Origin of the sequence: Collinsella sp. TM04-29 (assembly GCF_003466565.1) — a bacterium.
GTDB lineage: Bacteria > Actinomycetota > Coriobacteriia > Coriobacteriales > Coriobacteriaceae > Collinsella.
In genome coordinates this window covers 40,987-62,207 of record NZ_QSPW01000007.1, presented here as the reverse complement: position 1 = coordinate 62,207, position 21,221 = coordinate 40,987, and the positions used below count along the sequence as shown (strand labels likewise).

The following is a 21,221-nucleotide window of genomic DNA, read 5'->3' as shown; positions in this document are numbered from 1 at the left end:
CGCAAAGGGGGCCACTTAATGTGGCCCCCGTCTTGCGCAGGACTGTTTGAGCAGCAGACCTTTCCCGCGCCTCCGCCTGCCGCCGATTCGGGCCCCCGACCCTGTTACTTGATCTTCGTCGTACCCGGCGCCAGGTTGGGGTCGGTCTCGTTGGCCTCGGTCTGGAAGTGCTCGGTGTACACGTTCTTGCCGTCGCGGAACATCTCGTAATACTGCATCTTGGCGTAATCCTCGCGCGCCTTGGTGGCGGCTGCGGCAGCGGCGTCGTCACCGGTGACGTTGGAGGAGAGCGCCCAGCGCAGGCTGGCGTCCTCGTAGCCCACGGAGTTGATGGCGGGCAGCGACTCGCGCAGCGTCATATGCGCCTTCTGGTAGTCGGTCAGCGGTGCGCCGATCAGCTGCATCAGCTGGGTGGACAGGTAGTTGGTGGACAGGTCGTCGACCTCACTCGTCTGGTCGCAACCGGCAACGTCGTAGTTAGCCCAGATGATGTAGTCAGTCTGCCACAAGCGCTCCTGATGCGTGGCGTCGTCCTCGTCGGTAAACCACTTATCGTTGAACTTGGACGGGAAGAACGGCTGATGGTCGCCCCAGAACACCACGACCACCTTGCGGTCAAGCCTGCTCAAGGCGTTGAGGAAGTAGCGCAGCGCCTGGTCGGACTGCTCGATGCACGAGACGTACTCGTCGACATCGGACAGCGTGCCGTCCTCGACGGTCTTGGCATCCAGATCGGTCGTGTCGATGTTGAGGTGCATCTGCTTATCTGCCGGCAGCAGGCCCGTGTCGTAGCCCGAGTGGTTCTGCATGGTCACATCGAAGATGAACTGCGGGTCGGCGTTCTGGTCGAGCAGCTCCAGAATCTTGTCGTAGGTAGCCTGGTCGGTCACCATGCCGCGCAGGGTATCGGCGCCCTGGAAATCGTTGATGGACAGGAACTGGTCAAAGCCAAAGTCCTTATAGACGTTCTCGCGGTTCCAGTTGGTGGCGTGGTTGGGGTGCATGGCCGTGGTGGAATAGCCGAGCGATTTGAACTGCTCTGCCAGGTTCCCGGTCGTCTCCATGTTGTAGATGGTGTAGGGGTACACGCCCGAACCCAGGTTGGCCATGGAGTTGCCGGTCATAAACTCAAACTCGGTATTGGCGGTGCCGCCGCCGTAGGCACTCACGTAGAGCTTGCCACGGCTGAGGCAGTTGGACAGGCTCTTAAAGTACTGCGGGCCCTCGTAGCCGGCGCGCATGTTCTGGTAGATTGACAGATCCGAGAAGGTCTCGTTCATGATGGCGATGACCGTGGGCTTCTCGCTGTCGAACTGCTCCTTTGCGGCGGCGCGCTCGTCGCTCTTGGCCGCGTCGGACTTGTCGTAGGCCTTGGCGTACTTTTTGAGCGTGGCCTTGGCATCGTCGACGGAGTAGCCGGCGGGTTTGGGCGGCTTGATGGACTGCGCCGCACTAATAAAGGCAGGCAGGTAGCCCTCGCGCCAGTAGCTCTCGAGCGGACGCCAGGTGTAGACGGTGATGCCGAGAGTGTTGTAGTAGTCGATGAGCGTGACATGTGCGGTCACGCCGCCCAGACACAGCACAGCGACGAGCAGGTTGGTGAGCAGCATACGCTTGGCATTGAGGGCGCCCTTCTGGCGATGCGGCGCCACGATGCCGGCGTACTCGCATAGCAGCATGGCGATGGCGGCAAAGCCCATGGACAGCACGCAGAACAGCGAGATGGAGAAGGTGTAGCCGTTGCCGGCGACCGCGGCGGCGGTGGAGATGGCCGAAAGGTCGCCCGGCTGGATGGGCATGGATTTAAACGTGATGACGAAGAACTCGGCAATGCCCAGGACAAAGAGGGCAAAGGCCAGGACCGCGGGAGCTGCGCCGTGGCGCTGGAATAGGAAGAACAAGCCGGTCATGAGCACGGTGATAATGGCCCACTCGAGCAGGATGCACAGGGGGTAGACCCAGGTAAAGTCGTGGTTGGACGAGACCTCCATGCCCAGCAGCGCAAAGACGCCGGCGAGCAGCAGGCACAGCACGGCGGCGACGAGGGGCTTGCCTACAAAGGCGCCGCGCAGGCGGGCGAGCTTGCCGGTGGGTGCGGGGGCGTCGGCGGAGGCAAACGCAAAGACGCGCGGGGCGATACGGTCGCGGGCGATGCTGGCCCAAGCGCAGCCGGTGAGGATGGCATTGGTCAGGATGAGCATCACAAAGGCGAGCGGCTCGTTTTGGGCGACGAGGCCAATGGCGCCCCAAATGGTCAAAAAGAGCTGGAACAGGCCGAAGGCGACGCTCCATCCAAGAGCGCTTTTGGCAACGGTGCCCGACTGAGCGCGAATGGCCTTGGCCTCGCGCAAGACAAGGTAGACGGTCGCCGCAAGACCGACGAGCGAGATGGCGGCAGCGAACATGCTGAGACTCCTCACAAACTAAAACCTACGAAAGCGGGGGTTTACCCGATTGTTACCAAGATATGCGCTGCATTTGGTGACTGCGCACAACAACCAGCCATAATAACGCGCGTGCGTGGCGGTGTTGCGCAATGTAGCGGCGACCTGCGCGATAATGGACGGGAATTACACGGAAACGTAAAGGCTTCTTAAAGAAATGGCGAGGGTAGGGCGATGAGCGAGCAGGTTTGCAAGGCGGACATGGGCAGCGACGGAGCTGCGGTCGTGGATACATACGGCTATCCGGTCGAGACTACGGGCAACGCGGTGCTGGACATCTTGGAGCATCGCTCGTCTACGCGTGCCTTCGCGCGTGATGACGATGACCGTCCCGTGGCGGTGACCGACGAACAGCGGGCGGCGATTCTGCATGCGGCGAGCCGTGCGCCGTCGGCAGGCGCCATGATGATGTATTCCATCGTGAGCATTCGTGAGCAGGCCACATTGGACCGCCTGGCCGACCTGTGCGATCATCAGCCCATGATCGCCAAGGCGCCCTGGGCACTCATATTTGTAGTCGACTATGCCAAGTGGATCGATCTGTTTGAGCATGTGGGTTGCTTTGAGCCCGAGTTTGTCGAGCGCACGGGCAAGTCGCCCCGTCGTGCGCCGGGTTTGGGCGACTTTGCCATCGCGGCCCAGGACGCCGTGATCGCCGCCCAAAACGCCGTGGTTGCCGCCGAGGCCCTGGGGCTGGGGAGCTGCTATATCGGCGATATCGTCGAGAACGCCGAGGAAGTTGCCGCACTGCTGGACTTGCCTGCCTATACCATGCCGCTGTCGATGCTCATCATCGGCACGCCCCGTAAGGAGCGCCCGGCAATCGCGCATCCCGTGGTGAACCTGGTGCACGAGGAGCGTTATTGTCGCGCCGACGCCGCGACGATGGATGCGCAGGTGGCCGAGATGGATGCGATGTTTCGCCCGCACGCCCGCGAGGTGGGCGAGCGCGTGGTGGATATCTACACACGCAAGCACACCAGTCCCTTTATGACCGAGATGAGCCGCTCCATGGAGTGGTGGTTCAAAAACTGGCTCGGAAAATGACGAATGTGACAAAGGGGCGTCCCTTTGTCACATTCCATATCGCCGCGGTGGCCTAAAGGCCGCATAAATGTTTATCTAGCTGGGAAAACGGTGCCATTAAAATATGGGCTGATTACCTATAATCCCGTCGAACGTTAAAATTGGGAGGAAACCGGCTTATGGAACAAAAGGCAAAGGAAGTAGCCTCGCACGCTGCGATTCCTGTGAGCATCTCGGCGATGCTCGTCACGCTGGGCGTGGTGTATGGCGATATCGGCACCAGCCCCATGTATGTAACCAAGGCGCTCGTTGCTGGCAACGGCGGCATCGGAAGCGTCACGCAGGAGTTCGTGCTCGGCGCGCTCTCCCTTGTCGTGTGGACGGTCACGTTGCTGACGACCGTCAAGTACGTGCTGATCTCGCTGCGCGCCGACAACCACGGCGAGGGCGGCATCTTTGCCCTGTACAGCCTGGTCAAGCGCTGCGGCAAGTGGCTCATCATCCCCGCCATGCTGGGCGGCGCGGCGCTCCTCGCCGACGGCATCCTGACGCCTGCCGTTACCGTCACCACGGCCATCGAGGGCCTGCGCACCATCCCGGCGGTCCATGCCGTGCTCGGTGACGACCAGGGTCGTGTCGTCGCCATCACGCTTGCCATCATCATCGCGCTCTTCTTGGTGCAGCGCATCGGCACGGCCAAGATCGGTCACGCCTTCGGCCCCATCATGACGCTGTGGTTTTTGTTCCTGGGCGGCACGGGCCTGTTCTTTGTCTGCCAGTATCCCGCGGTGCTGCTGTGCCTCAACCCGTTGCGTGGCATCGCTTTTCTGCTGAGCCCCAACAACCACGCGGGCATCATGATTCTGGGCAGCTGCTTCCTTGCCACCACCGGTGCCGAGGCGCTCTACTCCGACATGGGCCATGTGGGCCGCGGCAACATCTACGCCACCTGGCCGTTCGTTAAGTGCTGCCTGCTGCTGTCCTACATGGGCCAGGGCGCGTGGCTTATCAACAACGCCGGCAACCCGGAGCTCATGGGTATCGCCGACCTCAACCCCTTCTACCAGATGCTCGCCCCGGGTCTGCGCCCCTTTGCCGTCGGCCTTTCCACCGTCGCGGCCATCATCGCCTCGCAGGCGCTCATCACCGGCGCATTCTCGCTGGTGTCCGAGGCCAGCCGCCTGGACCTCATGCCGCATATGCAGGTCTTCTATCCTGCCGAGACCAAGGGCCAGCTCTACATCCCCATGGTCAACAACGTCATGCTCGTGGGCTGCGTCGTCGTGGTGCTGCTGTTCCAGAACTCGGCGCACATGGAGGCCGCGTACGGCCTGGCCATTACCCTGACCATGATGTGCACGACAATGCTGCTCTTCTTCTATCTGCACGTGGAGCGCAATCTCAAGGTCGCGCCGTGGATCTTTGCCGCCTTCTTCCTTATGCTCGAGGGCTTCTTCTTTGTGAGCTCGCTCACCAAGTTCTTCCACGGCGGCTATTTCACCATCCTTATGGCCGCGCTCATCATGGGCATCATGGTGTGCTGGTACAACGGCACGGCGGTTGAGCAGCGCCAGTTTACGCTGCTGCCGCTGCGCAGCTATCTGCCGCAGCTCAAGCGCCTGCGCGACGACGATCGCTACGAGCTCGTGAGCGACAACATCGTGTACCTGACCAAGGACACCAACACCGACTATATCGACCGCGATATCGTCTACTCGATTTTGGACAAGCACCCCAAGCGCGCTCGTGCCTGGTGGTTCGTGAACGTCGAGACCATGGACGAGCCGCATACCTTTGCCTACTCGGTCGAGACGTTCGGCACCGACTACGTATTCCGCGTGCATCTGTACCTGGGCTATAAGATCAACCAGCGCGTCAATGCTTACCTGCGCCAGGTTGTTCAGGACCTGGCTGCCAGCGGCGAGCTGCCGGCGCAGACGCACGACTACTCGGTCTACAAGGATCCGGGCAACATCGGTACGTTTAAGTTCGTCATGATCCGCAAGCTGCTGGCGCCCGAAAGCGACGTGGAGCCCAGCGAGCGTACGGCCATCACGCTCAAGTACATCATCCGCCGCGCTGCCGGCACCCCCGCGCGCTGGTACGGCCTGGAGAACTCCAACGTGAGCTTTGAGTACGTGCCGCTGTTCACCAAGTTTAAGGCCGTGAGCAAGATGCAGCGCCTGGCTCCCGACGAGCGCCCGTAGTCGACGTCTGCTGTTTGTCTAGCGACTGCGGGCTGCAAAGGCTATACACTTGAAACCACCACAAGGAGGCCACCACCACAAAGGTGCCTGTCCCCTTTGTGGTGGTTTTTGTTTTTGAGAGAGGGGCGGGGCGCTGATGGACGTCCATGCGGACGGCGATATTGCCGAGAACTTTTGGTGGCGGCGCACAACGCTGACGCGTCGCAGCCCTCTGTATGACGCCTGCGTATCGGCGGGGCTGCTGGCCGCGGCGACGATTGTGGGCGCGCTGCTCGACCATCCGGGACTCGCGCCGAGCATCATGATCGTCTATGTGTTCGCCGTGCAGCTGTGCGCATTCTTTACCTGGAGCCGCCTGTATTGCCTGCTGAGCTCGGCTGCTGCCGTGGCGCTCTACAACTATTTGTTTGTCGACCCGCGCTACTCGTTGTCGCTCATCGACCGCGTCTATCCCGGCATGTTCTTTATCATGTTTGTGGTCTCGCTCGTGTCGAGCTCGATTGCGCTGGCCCTGCGCCGCGCCTTGGCGCAGGCTGCCGCCAGCGACCGTCGCACGCAGATGGTGCTCGAGACCAACCGCATGCTGCAGCGGTGCGGCGATCAGCAACAGATTGTGCATGCTATGGCAACGCAACTGGCGCGTCTTTCGGACTGTCCGGTCGTGTGGTATAGCGCCGATCCGGAAGACGATGACCTGCTGCCGCGCACGATGTACACGGCCGTGGGCGATGCCGCGCCGGTGCACCAGCTAGCGCCCCAGATGCCGCCACGGCTCTCGGCATCCGCCTATGTGGGAACGCCGCTCGATGCCACCTATGGCGGCTCGGCGTTCTTTGGCATATACCTGACCGTGCACTCGGGCGACACCATGGTGCGCGCGGGTGATCCCGACTCGGTGGTGGGGGTGCTCGCCATTGTCGCCGAGCCCGATGCGCTGACGCCCGAGGAGCGGACGCTTGCCGATGCCATCGTGAGCGAAGGCGAGCTGGCGCTCGATCGCGCCCGCGCCATGGAGGCCCGCGAGGAAGCGGCGGTGCTCGCTAAAAACGAGCAGCTGCGTGCCAACTTGCTGCGCTCCATCTCGCACGATCTGCGCACGCCGCTTACCAGCATTTCGGGTAATGCCGACGTGCTGCTCGACCAGGGCTCGACCGGCACGGCCGTGCTTGACGACCAGACGCGCCGCGGCATGCTCCTATCCATTCGCTCGGACGCGCAATGGCTCAACGCTACCGTCGAGAATCTGCTCGCCATCACCAAGCTCGAGGGCGGCGGCATGCATCTGTCGACTACGCTCGAGCTTATGGACGATATCGTCGAGGAGGCGCTGCGCCACGTAAACCCGGCCGTGCGCGAGCACGACCTTAAGGTGGTGGCGTGCGATGAGCCGGCGCTCGTCAACGTCGATGCGCGCCTGATGGTGCAGCTGGTGGTAAACCTGGTGAACAACGCCATTACCTACACGCCCGCGGGCTCGCATATCGTGATTTCGATTAGCGTCGACGGCGGGTGCGTGAGGTGTTCGGTCGCCGACGACGGCCCGGGCATTGCGCCCGAGGACCGCGAGCGCATCTTTGAGTCGTTCTACACCGCCAACCATGGCCTGGCCGACAGCTGCCGCAGTGTGGGCTTGGGACTATCCCTGTGCCGCTCCATTATGTTGGCACATGGCGGTAGCATAGAGGTTGCCGCGGCGGATCCACACGGTTCGGTCTTTACGATTGAGCTTCCCGCCGCCGATGTTTCGTTTGATAAGGAGTAGCGCCGTGCCGAACTCTGCCGCAAAACCGCTCATCTTGGTCGTTGAGGACGATCCCGCCGTCCGCAACCTTATCGTTGCCGCGCTCGAGGCACACGGCTTGCGCCATATGGCCGTGGAGACCGCCCATGCCGCCATTGCCGCCGCCTCGTCGCAGGCGCCGAGCATTGTGCTGCTCGATCTGGGCCTGCCCGATATGGACGGCGTCAAGGTGGTGGAGTCGGTGCGCGCGTGGTCGGGCATGCCGATCATCGTGGTCTCGGCACGCAGCGAGGACGCGGACAAGATCCGCGCGCTCGATGCCGGCGCCGACGACTACCTGACCAAGCCGTTTTCGGTCGAGGAGCTGCTCGCGCGCATTCGCACGACGCTCAGGCGCCTTTCGTATGCGCAAACGGGCGGCGTTGCCTCTGCGGGATCGTTCGATACCGGCGAGCTGCATATCGATTTTGATGCCGGCATCGCCACGATGGATGGCGAGGAGCTGCATCTGACGCCGATCGAGTACAAACTCCTATGCCTGCTGGCACACAACGCCGACAAGGTGCTGACGCACCAGTTTATCCTGCACGAGATTTGGGGCACGGCGACTAAGAGCGACCTGGCGAGCCTACGCGTCTTTATGGGCACGCTGCGCAAGAAGATCGAGTCCGACCCCGCGCATCCGCGTTACATCCAAACCCATGTAGGCATTGGCTACCGCCTAGTCACCCAAGGCTAGATCGCCAACCACCATCCCAATATGAGTTGCGGTGAAATACGGTCTAAATTTGCCTAATTCCAGGCAAAACAGTCCGTATTCCACCGCAACTTTGTTATCTGCCCTTAGGCTTGCTGGCGTAGAACTTCTTCTTTTTGGGCTTGCCGGCGGGGGAGGGTTTGCCGGCAAAGTTGGACTTGCCGTTGCCGGCCTGCGCGTGCGCGGGTACTGCCGCACGGGGCTTGCGGGCCTCGGGGTTGCGCAGCTCCTCGGTTCGCTCGGCAATTTCCTCGGCGCTAAAGCCGACCTCGGCCATGGCGTCCTCGATGGGCAGGCGGCGCACGATATAGCAATGGTGCACCTTCTGGTTGCGTGCGAAGTCCTCGGGGATGGTCTGCGCCGTTATGTCCTGTAGCACCACGCCCGCGCGTGCGAGCTTGCGTGTCTCGGGGCGGAAGCCTCGCAGGTTGCAGCTAAAGATGGCATGGCCGCCCTGTGCGAGCAGGCGCGATACGCCGGCCAAAAGCTCAACATGGTCGCGCTGAACATCCCAGGTGCGGCGGCCCATCTTGGACGAGTTCGAAAACGTGGGCGGATCGACAAAGATCAGGTCCCAGCGGTTGCGCGTCTGGCGCTGGTCGCGAATCCAGGCGAGCACGTCGTCGCGCACAAAGTGGTGTTGCGATCCCACAAAGCCGTTCTGGCGCATGTTGCGCTCGGCCCAGTCCAGGTAGGTGTTGGAGAGGTCGACCGTCACGGTTTCCTCGACGCCGCCGTCGGCCGCATAGCAGGTAGCGGTGCCGGTGTAGGCGAACAGGTTGAGGAAGCGGCGTGCCTGCTTGGCGTGCTCGCGCACCAGATCGCGCGTGACGCGGTGGTCCAAGAAGATGCCCACGTCCAGGTAGTCGTCAAAGTTGACGGCAAAGGTAAGACCGCCTTCCTCGATGAGCGGCAGGCGACGGCGCGCGATGTTGGCGCGCTCGCCCGAGCCGCCCTTGCCGGCGCCCTGCTTGCCGTACTGCGAGCCGCCGCGCGAACGCATGCGTGCCTTGGCGTGCACGTGCTCGGCCGGAACATCCAGGATGCGCGGCGCGATGGCCAAGATATCGAGCATGCGGGCCTGGGCCAGCGCCGGGTCGATGGTCTTGGGTGCGGCGTATTCGGCGATGACGAGCCAACGGCCCGGTGTCTGCGGGCAGCCCTCGTACAGGTCGATGGCGGCGGAGTAATCGGGCAGGTCGGCATCGTAGACGCGGTAGCAGCTCACGCCCTCGCGCTTGGCCCACTTGCGGCGCAGACGGGCATTCTTGCGCAGGCGGTTGGCGAACTGCCCGGACTCGGGGATGAGCACGGGCAGCGGCTTGCCGTCGCCCAGGTCGAGCGTGGCGGCAGGTTCGGGCATGGCGGAAGCGGCAGCTTTGTCGTTGACTTCGTTGGCATCCGCAACCTCGGCCTCGGTATCCGCACTGGTCGCAGCCTCAAACGCTGCGGCGGCGTGGTCGAGCGAAGGCCAGACTTCGACGGTCGCCTCTTCGTTGTTGGGCATGACGGCGATGGAGCGCGCGGGCTCGGCGTGGAGCGCGCGGGCCAGCAAGCCGTCGCGAGTGAGCGCGGCGACCGGTGCGGTAGCGAGCTCGGGCGCGCGGCGCAGCTCGCCGACCAGCGTCATGGCGTCGTGCATGAGCGAAAGCGGCGTCTCGGTGGTGTCTGCGACCACGGCAACGCCGGCGACAGCACCCGCATGGTCCAGCACGGTGGCGGGCTTAGCGGCGCAAAAATCGACAAAGCGCTTGTAGCCGGCGCACTTGACCATGCGCTCGGCGGTCTTGCGGGCGGCGGGGTCGATGTCCACGGCCACGATGCGCGCCTGGCGCTCGCGCGCCGCCGCCTCGCGTTCGCGTGCCTCGGCGAGCAGCTGCTCCCACAGAGCGGCGTCGTGCAGCTGCCAGCCCTCAAAGCCCCAGCGCCCGCGTGCGGCGCCCGGGGCGCGGTCGGTCAGAATGTTCACGGCCTCCAGCAGCAGACCGCCGCCGGCGCACGAGGCGTCGACCAGCGTGGGCAGAGCCTCGTTCTCGTAATCGTCGGCCGTCAGCTCGCGCTCGCATAGCGCGGTCCAGCCGACCTGCGAAAGCACCAGGGCGGCGTAGTCGGGGCGCAGCACGTGCGCGCCCTCGCCGGCTCGAGTCGCGGCGGGCGGCAGGCGCTTGAATAGCGGGTCGCCCGAAAGGTCCAGGCTTATACTCGCGCGGCGCTGACGCAACGAAAGCAGCAGGTGGACATCGGGGTCGGCGGCATCGACATCGGCGCGACGGCCCGTGGTCTCGGCGAGGCGGTCGCACAATGCGTCCTTGGCGCGCAGGGCCGAGAAGCGCGTGTTGCGCAGCTGCTCGGTCACACCACGGGCAGTGATGGCAATGGTGGCGCCGGCGCGGACGATGTTTTCCCAGGCAATGTCGTAAACGCCGTCGTACAACTCATCGGCATCCTGCGCCTCAAAGCGCCCAAGCACCACAAACACGCGGCTGGCCAGGCGCGACCACAGGCAGGCACGGTAGCCTTCTTCGAGCTCGCCCTCAAACGTAGCGCGGCCCTTCAGGCGGCGGACATGCGAAAGCCCGAGCCACTTGAGCTCGTCGGCGAGTGCGGATTCAAAGCCCTCGGGGCAGCTTGCGTAAAATTCCATGGGTGACCTCTCTGGTTGCGTCGCTCCATTATATGATGGATGCTTCGTTTGCTCTCGCCCCCGAAAGGAACCCATATGATTGATGCGTGCCCCGAATCCGCCGTGCTCTTTTTTGACGTGGACGGCACGCTGACGTCGTTCGATCCCGACGATATGACCGATAAGGACTTTTCGGCGGTTCGCCCTTCGCAGACGGCGATCGAGGCGTTTCATCGTCTGCGCGACGCAGGGCACAAGGCGTTTATCTGCACGGGTCGTCCCCTGTGGCTCATCGCGGACAGCTTGCGTGCGCTCGACCCCGCGGGCGTCGTTGCCATGGCGGGCGCCACGCTCGAGGTCGAGGGGCGTGTGGTGCACGAGGATTGCATTGACGAGGGTATTGTCGAGGAGCTTGCGCGTCGCATTGTTGCGGCAGGATTCGAGGCCTTTTTCGAGGCCAATGCTGCGACCTTTGCGCTGGAGCCCGCGGGCGTTGAACAGTCGTCTTTGATCGGCACCTCTGTGGTGCATAGCGCCGAGGAAATGCGGATCGATGGCCGCTTGCGCGTAGGCAAGGTGTGCATTAACGCGAGCGACCTGGCTCGCGTAGCCAACGACGATGGCTTTATCGATCGCAACTTTGAGCTGTGCAATACCGGCGGCCAGAACCGCGAGCTGAGCCCCAAGGGTATCGACAAGGGCGTGGGTGTGGCGCGAGCGCTGGAGTATCTGGGCCGCGAGGGAAATGCGCGCACCTTTGGCTTTGGCGATTCGGGCAACGACCTGGGCATGCTCACTGCCGTCGAGACGGCCGTGGCCATGGGCAACGCCATGCCCGAGGTCAAGGCGCTCGCCGACTACGTGACCGACGATGTCGCACACGATGGCACCGTCACAGCGATGCAGCATTTCGGCCTCATCTAATAAATCTCGCCTTCTGACGTTTGCTCAAACTGTGACTCTTTGCTTTTGCATGCTCAATCGATTTATCAATCCAAACACTGAGGTGTTTATACCGTTCGCCGAGAAGATAAAAACCCGCAGCTCACGCCTTGATAAACATAGGTAAAGTGTTTAGCAGTTTATCGGCCGTATGCTAACGAAAGGAATCAGGCAGATGGCAATCAAGGTGTTCGCTGACGGTGCAAACCTCGAGGGCATGCTCGACATGTACGAGAACGGCAACGTTCAGGGTTTCACGACCAACCCGTCCCTTATGAAGAAGGGCGGCGTGACGGATTACCGCGCGTTTGCCAAGGAGGTCCTGGCCCACATCACCGATGTATCCGTGTCGTTTGAGGTCTTTGCCGACGACGTCGAGACCATGGAGGTCGAGGCGCGCGAGATCGCCACCTGGGCCGAGAACGTCTACGTCAAGATTCCATGCGTGACCACCAAGGGCGAGTCCACCGCCGAGCTGGTCCGCAAGCTTTCGGCCGACGGCATCAAGGCCAACGTCACCACCATTTTTACGCCCGAGCAGGTCGATGAGATGGTCGAGGCCGTTGACGCCGAGACGCCGTCCATCATCTCGCTCTTTGCCGGCCGTATCGCCGACACCGGCGTCGATCCTATTCCATTTATGACGGAGTCGGTCAAGAAGGCCGCCGTCAAGCCCAACTGCGAGGTCCTGTGGGCGTCCACGCGTGAGCTTATCAATATTTACCAGGCGGAAGGATGCGGTTGCCAGATCATCACGGTGCCCAACAGCATCCTGGCCAAGCGCAAGAACATCGGCCGCGATCCGTACGAGGTTTCGCTCGACACCGTTCGCGGCTTTGCCAAGGATATCGCCGCGCTCGGTTTCCATATCCTGCCGTAACGCGAACACTGGCTGCGCCGCGGGTTGTTCGCCCCGGCCTTTCCTTTCCCTATCGCTCACGCGCTTTGCGAGGGTCGCGCTAGGCAAAGGAAAGGCCGGGGCTGCCGACACGATCTTGCCGGTAGGTTGGTGATTGGCTTCCATATTCTGCCGTGGACAAAGGTACCCCCGCCTGCGCCGTGCAAAATTGAGAGTATTCAGCAAGGTAAAGGCTTTTACCAGCTAGCTGAAGCACGGAACAGCCCCCGTTTTGGCTCTGACGACGCTAAAACGGGGGCTGTTTTTGACGTTATTGTCTCTGTGGGGCGTTCAGAGCGGCGGAAATTGCAGAATACTCGCGATTTTGCACGTCGCGAGAGGGGGGGGCCCTTGCTTTGGGCGGTTTACTCGCACCGCACGAGCCCAGATCGGTGCTGTCTCTTTGATGGGGCGGTGCCTTTTTGCTGCCGACGTGGGCGAGTGGACGACGACAGCGGGGCCGTGCCTCCGCTCGCGCAGGACTTTTCGCCTTCGGGACATGTTGCGCAACAAGTTTGGTTGCCTTGGGCCTAGCCTTAACGTGTGAAAAGCGAAAGGAAGGAGATTCCATGTTCTGCCCCAAGTGCGGTACCAAGAACATTGACGAGGCCAGGTTCTGCGGCGCATGCGGCACGCCGCTCGCCGCGAACGCCGGCATGCCCGCGCCGCGGGCGGCGAACGCCTATACGCCCGCGCCACGGGTCGCCCGGGTACAGCAACCTGCCGCGACCGGCGGCAAGAATGCCCTGCCCCTCCTCATTGCCGGCGCCGCCGCCACCTTCATCGTCGTTGTGCTGATCGCCGTCTTCGTCGTCGTCCCCGCGTTCAACAAGAACCCCTTCAAGGGCTGCCAGGTGGGCGACGTGGTTGAGTTCGGCTCCTACGAGCAAGACGGCAACACCTCGAACGGCAAGGAACCCATTGAGTGGCGCGTCCTGGCGGTCGAGGGCAACCGTGCCTTTGTCGTAAGCCAGAAGGCCCTTGATGTCCATGCGTTCAATGCGGATGAGGATGACGTCAACGACTGGAACTCCTCAGACCTCAAGAAATGGCTCGAGAACGTTTTCGCTTCCCAGGCCTTTACGGGCGATGAGATGAAAGAGATTAACGGCGCTCCTACGCTGCTTTCTGTCGACGAGGCAAATAAATATTTCAAGTCCGACAACGATCGCATCTGCATGCCGACCCAGCAGGCCGTGAGCAACGGTGCTTGGACATTGGATGATAACGGCCCGTGTATCTGGTGGCTTCGCTCGCCGGGTGACGGCTCGTACCTCGCGGCCGGCGTCAATGCGGACGGCCACGTGGTCTCCAGCGGCTACCACCTGTCCTTCCTCGACCTCGCCGTTCGCCCCGCTTTATGGGTTAATCTGTAATCTAATAATCTTCTAACCTATATCTAAAAGAGGGCCCGGACGTCCGTTGAGACGTTCGGGCCCTCTGCTCGTGGCATGTTTTGTGCGCTCTACTTCCCCTGCACCATGGTGAGGGAGATCTTTTTGCGGTCGCGATCGACCTTTTCTACCCATACCTTCACCGTGTCGCCGACGCGCACCACGTCGCTGGGGTGCTTGACGAAGCGGCTGGCCAGCTTGGAGATGTGCACGAGGCCGTCCTGGTGCACGCCCACGTCGACGAAGGCGCCAAAGTCGACGACGTTGCGCACCGTGCCCTTGAGCTCCATGCCGGGCTCCAGGTCGTCAATAGAAAGTGCCGAGCGGCTAAAGACCACCTCGGGCGCGTCGTCGCGCGGGTCGCGACCGGGCTTCTTGAGCTCGTTGACAATGTCGATGAGCGTCAGGGTGCCACAGTCCAGGTCGCTTGCCAGTGCCGAAATGCTGCCCAGACGGCGCTCGATGTCGGGCACGCCGCCGCGGCTGAGCTCGCTTGCCGCAACGCCGGCCCGCTCCAGGACGGCCGTGGCCACCTCGTAGCTCTCGGGGTGGACGCTTGTCGCGTCGAGCGGGTTCTTACCGCCGCTGATGCGCAAAAAGCCCGCGGCGTTGAGATATGCCTTGGGTCCAAGTTTGGGGACCTTCTTAAGCTGGCGGCGATCGGTAAAGGCGCCGTTTTCCTCGCGGTACGCCACGATGTTCTTTGCCACGCTCGGCGTGATGCCCGATACGTATCCCAGCAGGCTTGCGCTCGCGGTGTTGACGTCGACGCCCACGCGGTTGACGACGTCCTCCACCACGTGGCCCAGGGTGCGCGAGAGCTCGGCCTGGTCAAGGTCGTGTTGGTACTGGCCCACGCCGATGGACTGGGGCGGAATCTTGACGAGCTCTGCCAGCGGGTCCTGCAGGCGACGGCCCAAGCTCATGGCGCCACGTACGGTGACGTCCAGGTCAGGATATTCCTGGCTGGCGAGCTCGGAGGCGGAGTACACCGACGCGCCGGCCTCGTTAACGATGGTGTAGCGAAGGCTGGACGCCTGCTCGGCAATGAACTCCGAGACGACTTCCTCGGTCTCGCGGCTGGCGGTGCCGTTGCCGATGACGATGGTGTTGACGCCGTCCTTTTTGACGAGGCGGGCGAGCTCGCGCTTGGTGCCGGCGACGTCGTGGCGCGGCTTGGTGGGGTAGACCACGCCGTGGTCGAGCAGCTTGCCGGTCTCGTCCATGACGGCGACCTTGCAGCCGGTGCGGTAGCCCGGGTCGAGCGCGAGTACGCGGGCGCCGCGCACGGGGCGCGCCGAGAGCAGGCCCTCGAGATTCTTGGCAAAGACGTTGATGGCCTCGGTCTGGGCGCGAACGGTGAGTTTGGCGCGGGCCTCGCGCTCCAGCGAGGGAGCCATGAGGCGTTTGTAGCCGTCGGCGATGGCGGCATCGAAGATGGGAGCAAACACGCCCTGGCGTCGGGGCCAACGGCTGCTGAGGCGCGCCGTGGCGGCAACGCCGTCGACGTTCACGCGCACGCGGAGCTTGCCCTCGCGCTCACCGCGGTCGATAGCCAGCACGCGGTGGTTGGGTATACGGCGCAACGGCTCGTCATAGCTGTAGTAGGGCTCGTAGGGGGTCTTCTCGGCGGGGTCGGTTGCCTCGACGACGATGTCGGCGGTGTTTTGCGTAAAGGCGCGCACGTCGGCGACGTTCTCGGGGTCCTCGGCTACCGTCTCGGCCACGATGTCAGCGGCGCCAGCGAGCGCCTTCTCGGGCGTGTCGAAGCCGGCCTCCTCGTTGACGTATGCCGCGGCGGCGTCGAGCGCGCTGCCCTTGGCCGAGGCCTGCATGATGACCATGTTGGCAAGCGGCTCCAGACCTGCCTCGCGGGCCTTCTGCGCGCGGGTCATGCGCTTTTTACGGTAGGGCTTGTAGAGGTCTTCGACGCGCTGGAGCTGTGTGGCCTCGCGAATCTGCTGCTCGAGCTCGGGCGTGAGTTTGCCCTGGGCGTCGATGAGCAGGATGACGTCCTCTTTACGCTGTTCAAGATTGCGCAGGTAGGACAGGCGCTCGTCGAGCGCGCGCAGGGCAACGTCGTCCATGCCGCCCGTTGCTTCCTTGCGGTAGCGCGAGATAAAGGGGATGGTGTTGCCCTCGTCGATGAGCTTGACGGCTGCCTCGACGTTGGCGGCCTTAAGGTTGAGCTCGCGCGCGAGCTGGGCGATAAGATCCATGGGACTCCTTGCGTTTGAGGTGCGTTTGCAGCGCGGAGCTACCAAGGATACCACCTGCCACTTCGCTCAAAAAAGACCGTTTTGGCGCGGAACCACGAAAGCGGCCTATCTACTACGTTTGAACCGTGTGGGTCGACCATCCCCTGGTTTTCCGAAAATGCGCAACCCGTCTACCTGCGGTTTTTATTTCGCGAAATTCGGTATGGATGAGGGTGATTGGTTAAACGTAGTAGATGGGCACATTTCGTGGCGAACGAATCAAGCTGAGGTGCAAAAAGTCCCCCGTCCCAGAAAAATCATTGGCAACGTAGCAAAATGCCCCGCGGGCAGGAGGCTGCTCGCGGGGCAAAGAAGAGGGGCTTATTTGTGGCGGACCGAGGGACTCGGCATGGGGTTTCTGCCGCGGCCGCTCTCAAGGCATTACAGCTCGACGAGCTGGCCGGTCTCGGCGGCCTCCTTGATGGCGTTGAGAAGCGTGAGCGTCTTGACGTTGTCGGCGGGGGTCACGACGGGCTTGACCTCGCGGCGGACGACCTTCACAAAGTGCTTGAGCTGCATCTTGTGCGGCAGCGCCGGGTCCACAGCCGGGACCTCCATCTGCAGCGGCTTGTGCCAGTTGGAGGCACCGTCGTAGGAGAACTGGTGCAGGCGGGGTAGCGAAAGGGCGCCCTTGGTACCGCCAATAAAGTAGGCATCGGCGTCGAAGGGGCGATACTGCGGATCCTCGCGAGCGGTTGCCTCCCAGTTCCAGGGGCTGGCGGTGGCGTCGGAGATGGTCATGCTTGCGAGCGCGCCATCGGCAAAACGGACGTTGACCACGGCGGAGTCCTCGGTCTCAAAACCGCGGGCGGCGCTGGACTGCATGCCCTGGACGGCAACGGGCTCGCCCAGCAGGTAGCGGAGCAGGTCGACGTCGTGCACCAGGTTGACCAGGATCGGGCCGGCACCCTTCTTGCGGCGCCACTCGACGTCAAAGTACTCGTCATTCTTATAGATCATGTAGTGGAAGCTCGACACGGTGAGCTTGCCCAGCTCGCCGGACTCGATGATTTCCTTGGCCTTGTTGACGAAGGGGTTGTGACGACGGTGCTGACCCACGAGCACGGGCACGCCGGCGGTCTCGGCCTCGGCGGCGAAGGCCTGGGCATCCTCCAGGTCGTTGGAGATCGGCTTTTCGACCAGCGGTACGATGTTGCGCTTGATGGCCTCGCGGGCAACGCCCAGGTGCAAGTCGTTGGGGGTGGCGATGATGACGGCCTCGGGCTTGACCTCGTCCATCATCTGGGCGGGATCGGTAAAGAACGGCACGCCGGCGGCCTCGGCCGTGGCACGGGCGCCCTCAAAGGCGTCGGCGATGGCGACGAGCTCGGCCTCGGGCTCCTCGGTGACAAAGCGGATGTGGTTGCGGCCCATGGCGCCGGCGCCGATGACGGCAATGCGGACGGGGTTGAGCTCAGACATTTCGACTCCTTAATACTGGTGGCTGGTGGAATGTGACAAAGGGGCTGTCCCTTTGTCACATCGATAAAACTAGGCGGACTTTTTCTTGCTGTCGGAGACCATCATGTAGACGGTGAGCACGACGGCGATGGCGGCGATCACGATGGCGCCATAGAAGGACTGCTGGTAGGCGGCGCTGCCGGCTTCGGCGTGATACAGCACGGCGGTGATGGGCTGGCTGATCCAGGTAGAAGCGGCGTAGCCCAAGAACATGATGCCGTAGTTGACGCCGATGTTGCTGGTACCAAAGGCGCCACCGGTGAGCGGCGGGTAGATGACGAGCAGGGCGCCAAAGCTAAAGCCGAGCAGGGCGAGCGCCACAAAGAACATGCTCTGCGTAAAGCTCATCGACATGATGACGAGCGCGACGATGGTGACGACAAGGCTGATGAGCAGCGACTTGTAGGCGCCGAGCTTGTCGATGATCTGGCCAAAGGACAGACGGCCGACCAGGTTGGCGCAGGTGTTGACGGAGACCACCACGCCACCGAGGGCGACGGCCGCGGCGCTCGTGGGGTCGGCGAAGAGCTGGACGGCGGCGATGGAGGCAACCTTGCCCACAAGCAGGGTGCCTGCAGTGGCAGCAAAGGCGAAGGTGACGATGAGGACCCAGAAGCGCGGGGTCTTGACCATCTCGCCCGGGGTGAGGTCACCGAAGGTGCCGGCGTGCGCGCCGCCCTTGGGGGCCTCGAAGCCCTCGGGCAGCCAGCCGGCCTCGGGGGCCTTCAGGAACAGGGCGGAGGCAGCGATCATCACAAAGAAGATGACGCCGAGTGCCTTGAGGGCGCCAAAGATGCCCAGACTCGGGATGAGCAGCGAGGCGAGCACCGGGGACAGCACGGCGGGGCCGGCGGTCGAAGCGGCCAGGGTGATGCCGGAGGCGAGGCCCTTCTTGTCGATGAACCACTTTTGGCCGGTGGTGAGCGCCGGGTTGTAGCCCAGGCCATTGCCGATGGCGGCGACGAGCGAGAACCACAGGTAGAACTGCCACGGCTCGGTAACGGTGCCGGACATGAACCAGCCCAGGCCGTAGCACACGGCGGCGGCGATCACGACGTTGCGCGGGCCGATCTTATCGGAGATGCGGCCGGCGAAGATGCCCGTCACGGCCATGATGGTCTGAAAGACCGGGAAGGCCCAGGTAAGAGCGCTGGACCACTCGGGATAGACGGCGAGCAGGTTCTTGGACACGACGGAGTACAGCGCGATGGAGCTGATGAAGAACATGGTGACGCACGCGGCGGAAAGCACGACGGCGCGACCCTTGTTGGAGTTGGTGGAAGCCATTGGACTCTTTCTAATCGATGCGGGGAGGAGCGGGCGTCACCGCGAGCCTCCCTGTTGGGCTGGTTTACTGGTCAGTCGGCTTTGCGACGCCGGACTCATCGGACCAAAGCTCGACACCCTTGTTCTTGAGGTAGTTGTCGGCAAAGGCTCGGCGACCGCCGGGCTTGGCGGTGAGGTCGCCCATCATATTGGAGAAGCCGCCATCGACCTTGATGGCGTCGCCGGTGGTAAAGTCCGAGCGCTTGGACGCCAGGAACATGACTGCGTTGGCGATATCGCTGACCTCGCCGATGCGGCGCGTGGCGATGAGGCGGCTGCGGCTCTTCTCGACCTCGGGGTCGGCGTAAAAGCTCGCCGACATGGGGGTCTTGACGAAGCAGGGCTCGACGCAGTTGGAGCGCACGCCGTAGGGACCCCACTCGGCAGCCAGCATCTTGGACATCATGTTGACGCCCGCCTTGGTGGAGCTGTACACGCCCGAGAACGTTTCGGGGGAGTGACTGGCGACGGTGGAGATGTGAACCAGGCGGCCCTGGCCGGCCTTGATCATCTCGCGACCAAAGCGCTGCGAGGTGATGAAGTAGCCGGTGAGGTTGACGTTGAGCACCTGCTCCCAGTCGCTCAGCGGCAGGTCCTCCATGGCGGCGAAGCGCAGGATGCCGGCGGTGTTGACGAGGACGTCGACACGGCCGAAGTCGGCGATGGTGGCGTCGACGGCAGCCTGAACCTCGGCCTCGTCGGTGGCGTTCATCTTGTAACCCTCGGCGTGGATGCCAAACTCGGCAGCAAGGTCGGCGGCAGCGGCCTTGACCTTCTCCTCGTCCAGGTCGAGCATGACGACGTTGGCGCCGTTGCGGGCGAACTCGCGGCAAATCTCGACGCCCATACCGCCGAGCGCGCCGGTCACGGCGCAAACATCGCCCTCGAGCTTAAGCCAATTGCTCATAGGAACTTCCCTTCTTGTGCCTCCCGGTGGGTCGCTCCCATTAACCGACCCACGTGGTTTTCGCTGGTTATCGTATGCTTTGCATTTGCGCAGGTGAATTGCATATTTGTTAGAATGGCGTTAATCATAGGTTTACACTGTGCGATGCAGTTTATGCTTAATTGAGCGCATGACCTGCGAAAACGACCCCCTGCGGCGCTGTGGGCCCGCGCGTGCGAAAACGGGAGATTGACGTGTACGATCGACGACTTGACGCTATTTCGGCCGCCGCGGAGCTGGGAAGTTTCTCGCGTGCGGCGGCAAAATTGCGCGTGTCGACCCCGGCGCTCGTCAAGCAGGTTTCGGGCTTCGAGGCCGAGTTCGGCATCACGCTGTTCGAACGCTCGCACTCGGGCGTCAAAGTGACGCCGGCCGGCGCACTGCTGGTGGACGACGCGCGTTCGATCATGCGGCAGTCCGAGGACGCGTTGCGCCGTGCCCGACGCGCGGCGGGCGATGGCGGTGCCGTGCGCCTGGGCGTGTCGATGATGTGCCCGGGGCGCCAAACGCTCGCGCTGTGGCCGCAGGTGCACGACATGGAGCCGCGCTTGCGTTTTGAGATTGTGCCGGTGGGGGACCTTTACGATGAGCGCGAGACCGTCATGCGCAGTCTGGGGCGCGAGGTGGATGTGGTGCAGTCGAGTTTTTCTACCCCACGCTGGGGTGATGCCTGCCAAAAGCTCCGCATTGTCAACGTGCCGTTTTATATCGACCTGCCGCGCACGAGCCCGCTGGCACGCAAGAACCGTATTTCGATCGCCGACTTGGAGGGTATGCGTCTGCGCGTACTGCGCCACGGCAACGACGCCATGGACAGCCTGCGCATCGACCTTTTGGCCGACGGCGGCGTGGACGTGATCGACGTGGATAGCTTCGACTTTGCGCTCTTTAACGAAGCCGAGGAAAAGGGCGACGCGGTGCTCACCTGCGGCGCATGGTCGGGTGTGCACCCGGCCTTTGTGGGCGTGCCGTTCCTATGCGGCCGCGAGGTGCCGGTCTTCTTGCACTACCCGCTCGAGCCCACCCTCCAAGTCCAAAAATTCGTCAACGCCATGGCCCAACTCCTCAACTAGCTTACACAAAACGAGGCCCTGGCCAAACGGCCAGGGCCTCACTAACCTTTATTCCGTTTTAAACAACGGGCTGATTGCGCGCAGGAGGGTGCCCCGGGGCGGCGGGGTATTTCCTCCGCGCGCAG

The 21,221-nt window shown here is 62.9% G+C and carries 14 protein-coding genes; 8 read left to right on the top strand and 6 right to left on the bottom strand.

The window, feature by feature from the left end:
• Positions 1-104 precede the first annotated feature (104 nt).
• The gene (locus tag DXD39_RS09760; protein WP_117803946.1) at positions 105-2,405 is read right to left on the bottom strand and encodes an LTA synthase family protein; all 2,301 of its coding nucleotides are present in this window, start codon (positions 2,403-2,405) and stop codon (positions 105-107) included.
• 213 nt (positions 2,406-2,618) lie between these two features.
• On the opposite strand from DXD39_RS09760, the gene DXD39_RS09755 reads away from it, so the two are divergent.
• The 4 genes from DXD39_RS09755 (at position 2,619) to DXD39_RS09740 (ending at position 8,157) form a co-directional block, all read left to right on the top strand.
• Positions 2,619-3,491 (top strand): nitroreductase family protein, encoded by an 873-nt coding sequence (locus DXD39_RS09755; RefSeq protein ID WP_117803945.1) that lies wholly within the window; start codon positions 2,619-2,621, stop codon positions 3,489-3,491.
• Between the two features lie 158 nt (positions 3,492-3,649).
• Positions 3,650-5,677, top strand: a complete 2,028-nt coding sequence (locus DXD39_RS09750; protein ID WP_089573158.1) for a KUP/HAK/KT family potassium transporter — start codon at positions 3,650-3,652, stop codon at positions 5,675-5,677.
• A 136-nt stretch (positions 5,678-5,813) separates the two neighbouring features.
• Entirely contained in the window at positions 5,814-7,439 is a 1,626-nt protein-coding gene (locus DXD39_RS09745) for an ATP-binding protein (protein WP_117803944.1), read from the top strand.
• A 4-nt stretch (positions 7,440-7,443) separates the two neighbouring features.
• Positions 7,444-8,157, top strand: coding sequence for a response regulator (locus DXD39_RS09740; RefSeq protein ID WP_233541170.1), 714 nt, complete (start codon positions 7,444-7,446; stop codon positions 8,155-8,157).
• 94 nt (positions 8,158-8,251) lie between these two features.
• Here DXD39_RS09740 and rlmKL read toward each other — a convergent pair whose 3' ends face one another.
• A complete protein-coding gene (gene rlmKL / locus DXD39_RS09735; protein WP_117803942.1) occupies positions 8,252-10,819 on the bottom strand; it encodes a bifunctional 23S rRNA (guanine(2069)-N(7))-methyltransferase RlmK/23S rRNA (guanine(2445)-N(2))-methyltransferase RlmL in 2,568 nt (855 codons plus the stop codon).
• Positions 10,820-10,894: 75 nt separating this feature from the next.
• Here rlmKL and DXD39_RS09730 point away from each other — a divergent pair, with 75 nt between their 5' ends.
• The 3 genes from DXD39_RS09730 to DXD39_RS09720 all read left to right on the top strand — a co-directional run bounded on the left by DXD39_RS09730 (position 10,895) and on the right by DXD39_RS09720 (position 14,014).
• Positions 10,895-11,722 carry an HAD-IIB family hydrolase gene (locus DXD39_RS09730; RefSeq protein ID WP_158565528.1) on the top strand — a complete coding sequence of 276 codons (828 nt, stop codon included), beginning with the start codon at positions 10,895-10,897 and terminating at the stop codon, positions 11,720-11,722.
• A 193-nt stretch (positions 11,723-11,915) separates the two neighbouring features.
• Positions 11,916-12,620, top strand: a complete 705-nt coding sequence (locus DXD39_RS09725) for a transaldolase (protein ID WP_233541169.1) — start codon at positions 11,916-11,918, stop codon at positions 12,618-12,620.
• Positions 12,621-13,207: 587 nt separating this feature from the next.
• Positions 13,208-14,014: a DUF6273 domain-containing protein gene (locus DXD39_RS09720; protein WP_055252545.1), complete on the top strand. Its 807-nt coding sequence runs from the start codon at positions 13,208-13,210 to the stop codon at positions 14,012-14,014.
• 89 nt (positions 14,015-14,103) lie between these two features.
• Here DXD39_RS09720 and DXD39_RS09715 read toward each other — a convergent pair whose 3' ends face one another.
• From DXD39_RS09715 to DXD39_RS09700, 4 genes are all read right to left on the bottom strand, one after another.
• Positions 14,104-16,251 (bottom strand): Tex family protein, encoded by a 2,148-nt coding sequence (locus DXD39_RS09715; protein WP_117803939.1) that lies wholly within the window; start codon positions 16,249-16,251, stop codon positions 14,104-14,106.
• A gap of 420 nt (positions 16,252-16,671) precedes the next feature.
• Positions 16,672-17,712, bottom strand: a complete 1,041-nt coding sequence (locus tag DXD39_RS09710; RefSeq protein WP_117803938.1) for a Gfo/Idh/MocA family protein — start codon at positions 17,710-17,712, stop codon at positions 16,672-16,674.
• A 69-nt stretch (positions 17,713-17,781) separates the two neighbouring features.
• Positions 17,782-19,038 carry an MFS transporter gene (locus tag DXD39_RS09705; RefSeq protein WP_117803937.1) on the bottom strand — a complete coding sequence of 419 codons (1,257 nt, stop codon included), beginning with the start codon at positions 19,036-19,038 and terminating at the stop codon, positions 17,782-17,784.
• Positions 19,039-19,102: 64 nt separating this feature from the next.
• Positions 19,103-19,984 carry an SDR family NAD(P)-dependent oxidoreductase gene (locus DXD39_RS09700; RefSeq protein ID WP_117803936.1) on the bottom strand — a complete coding sequence of 294 codons (882 nt, stop codon included), beginning with the start codon at positions 19,982-19,984 and terminating at the stop codon, positions 19,103-19,105.
• Between the two features lie 233 nt (positions 19,985-20,217).
• On the opposite strand from DXD39_RS09700, the gene DXD39_RS09695 reads away from it, so the two are divergent.
• On the top strand, positions 20,218-21,096 hold the full coding sequence (locus tag DXD39_RS09695) for a LysR family transcriptional regulator (protein ID WP_233541168.1): 879 nt from the start codon (positions 20,218-20,220) through the stop codon (positions 21,094-21,096).
• Positions 21,097-21,221 lie beyond the last annotated feature (125 nt).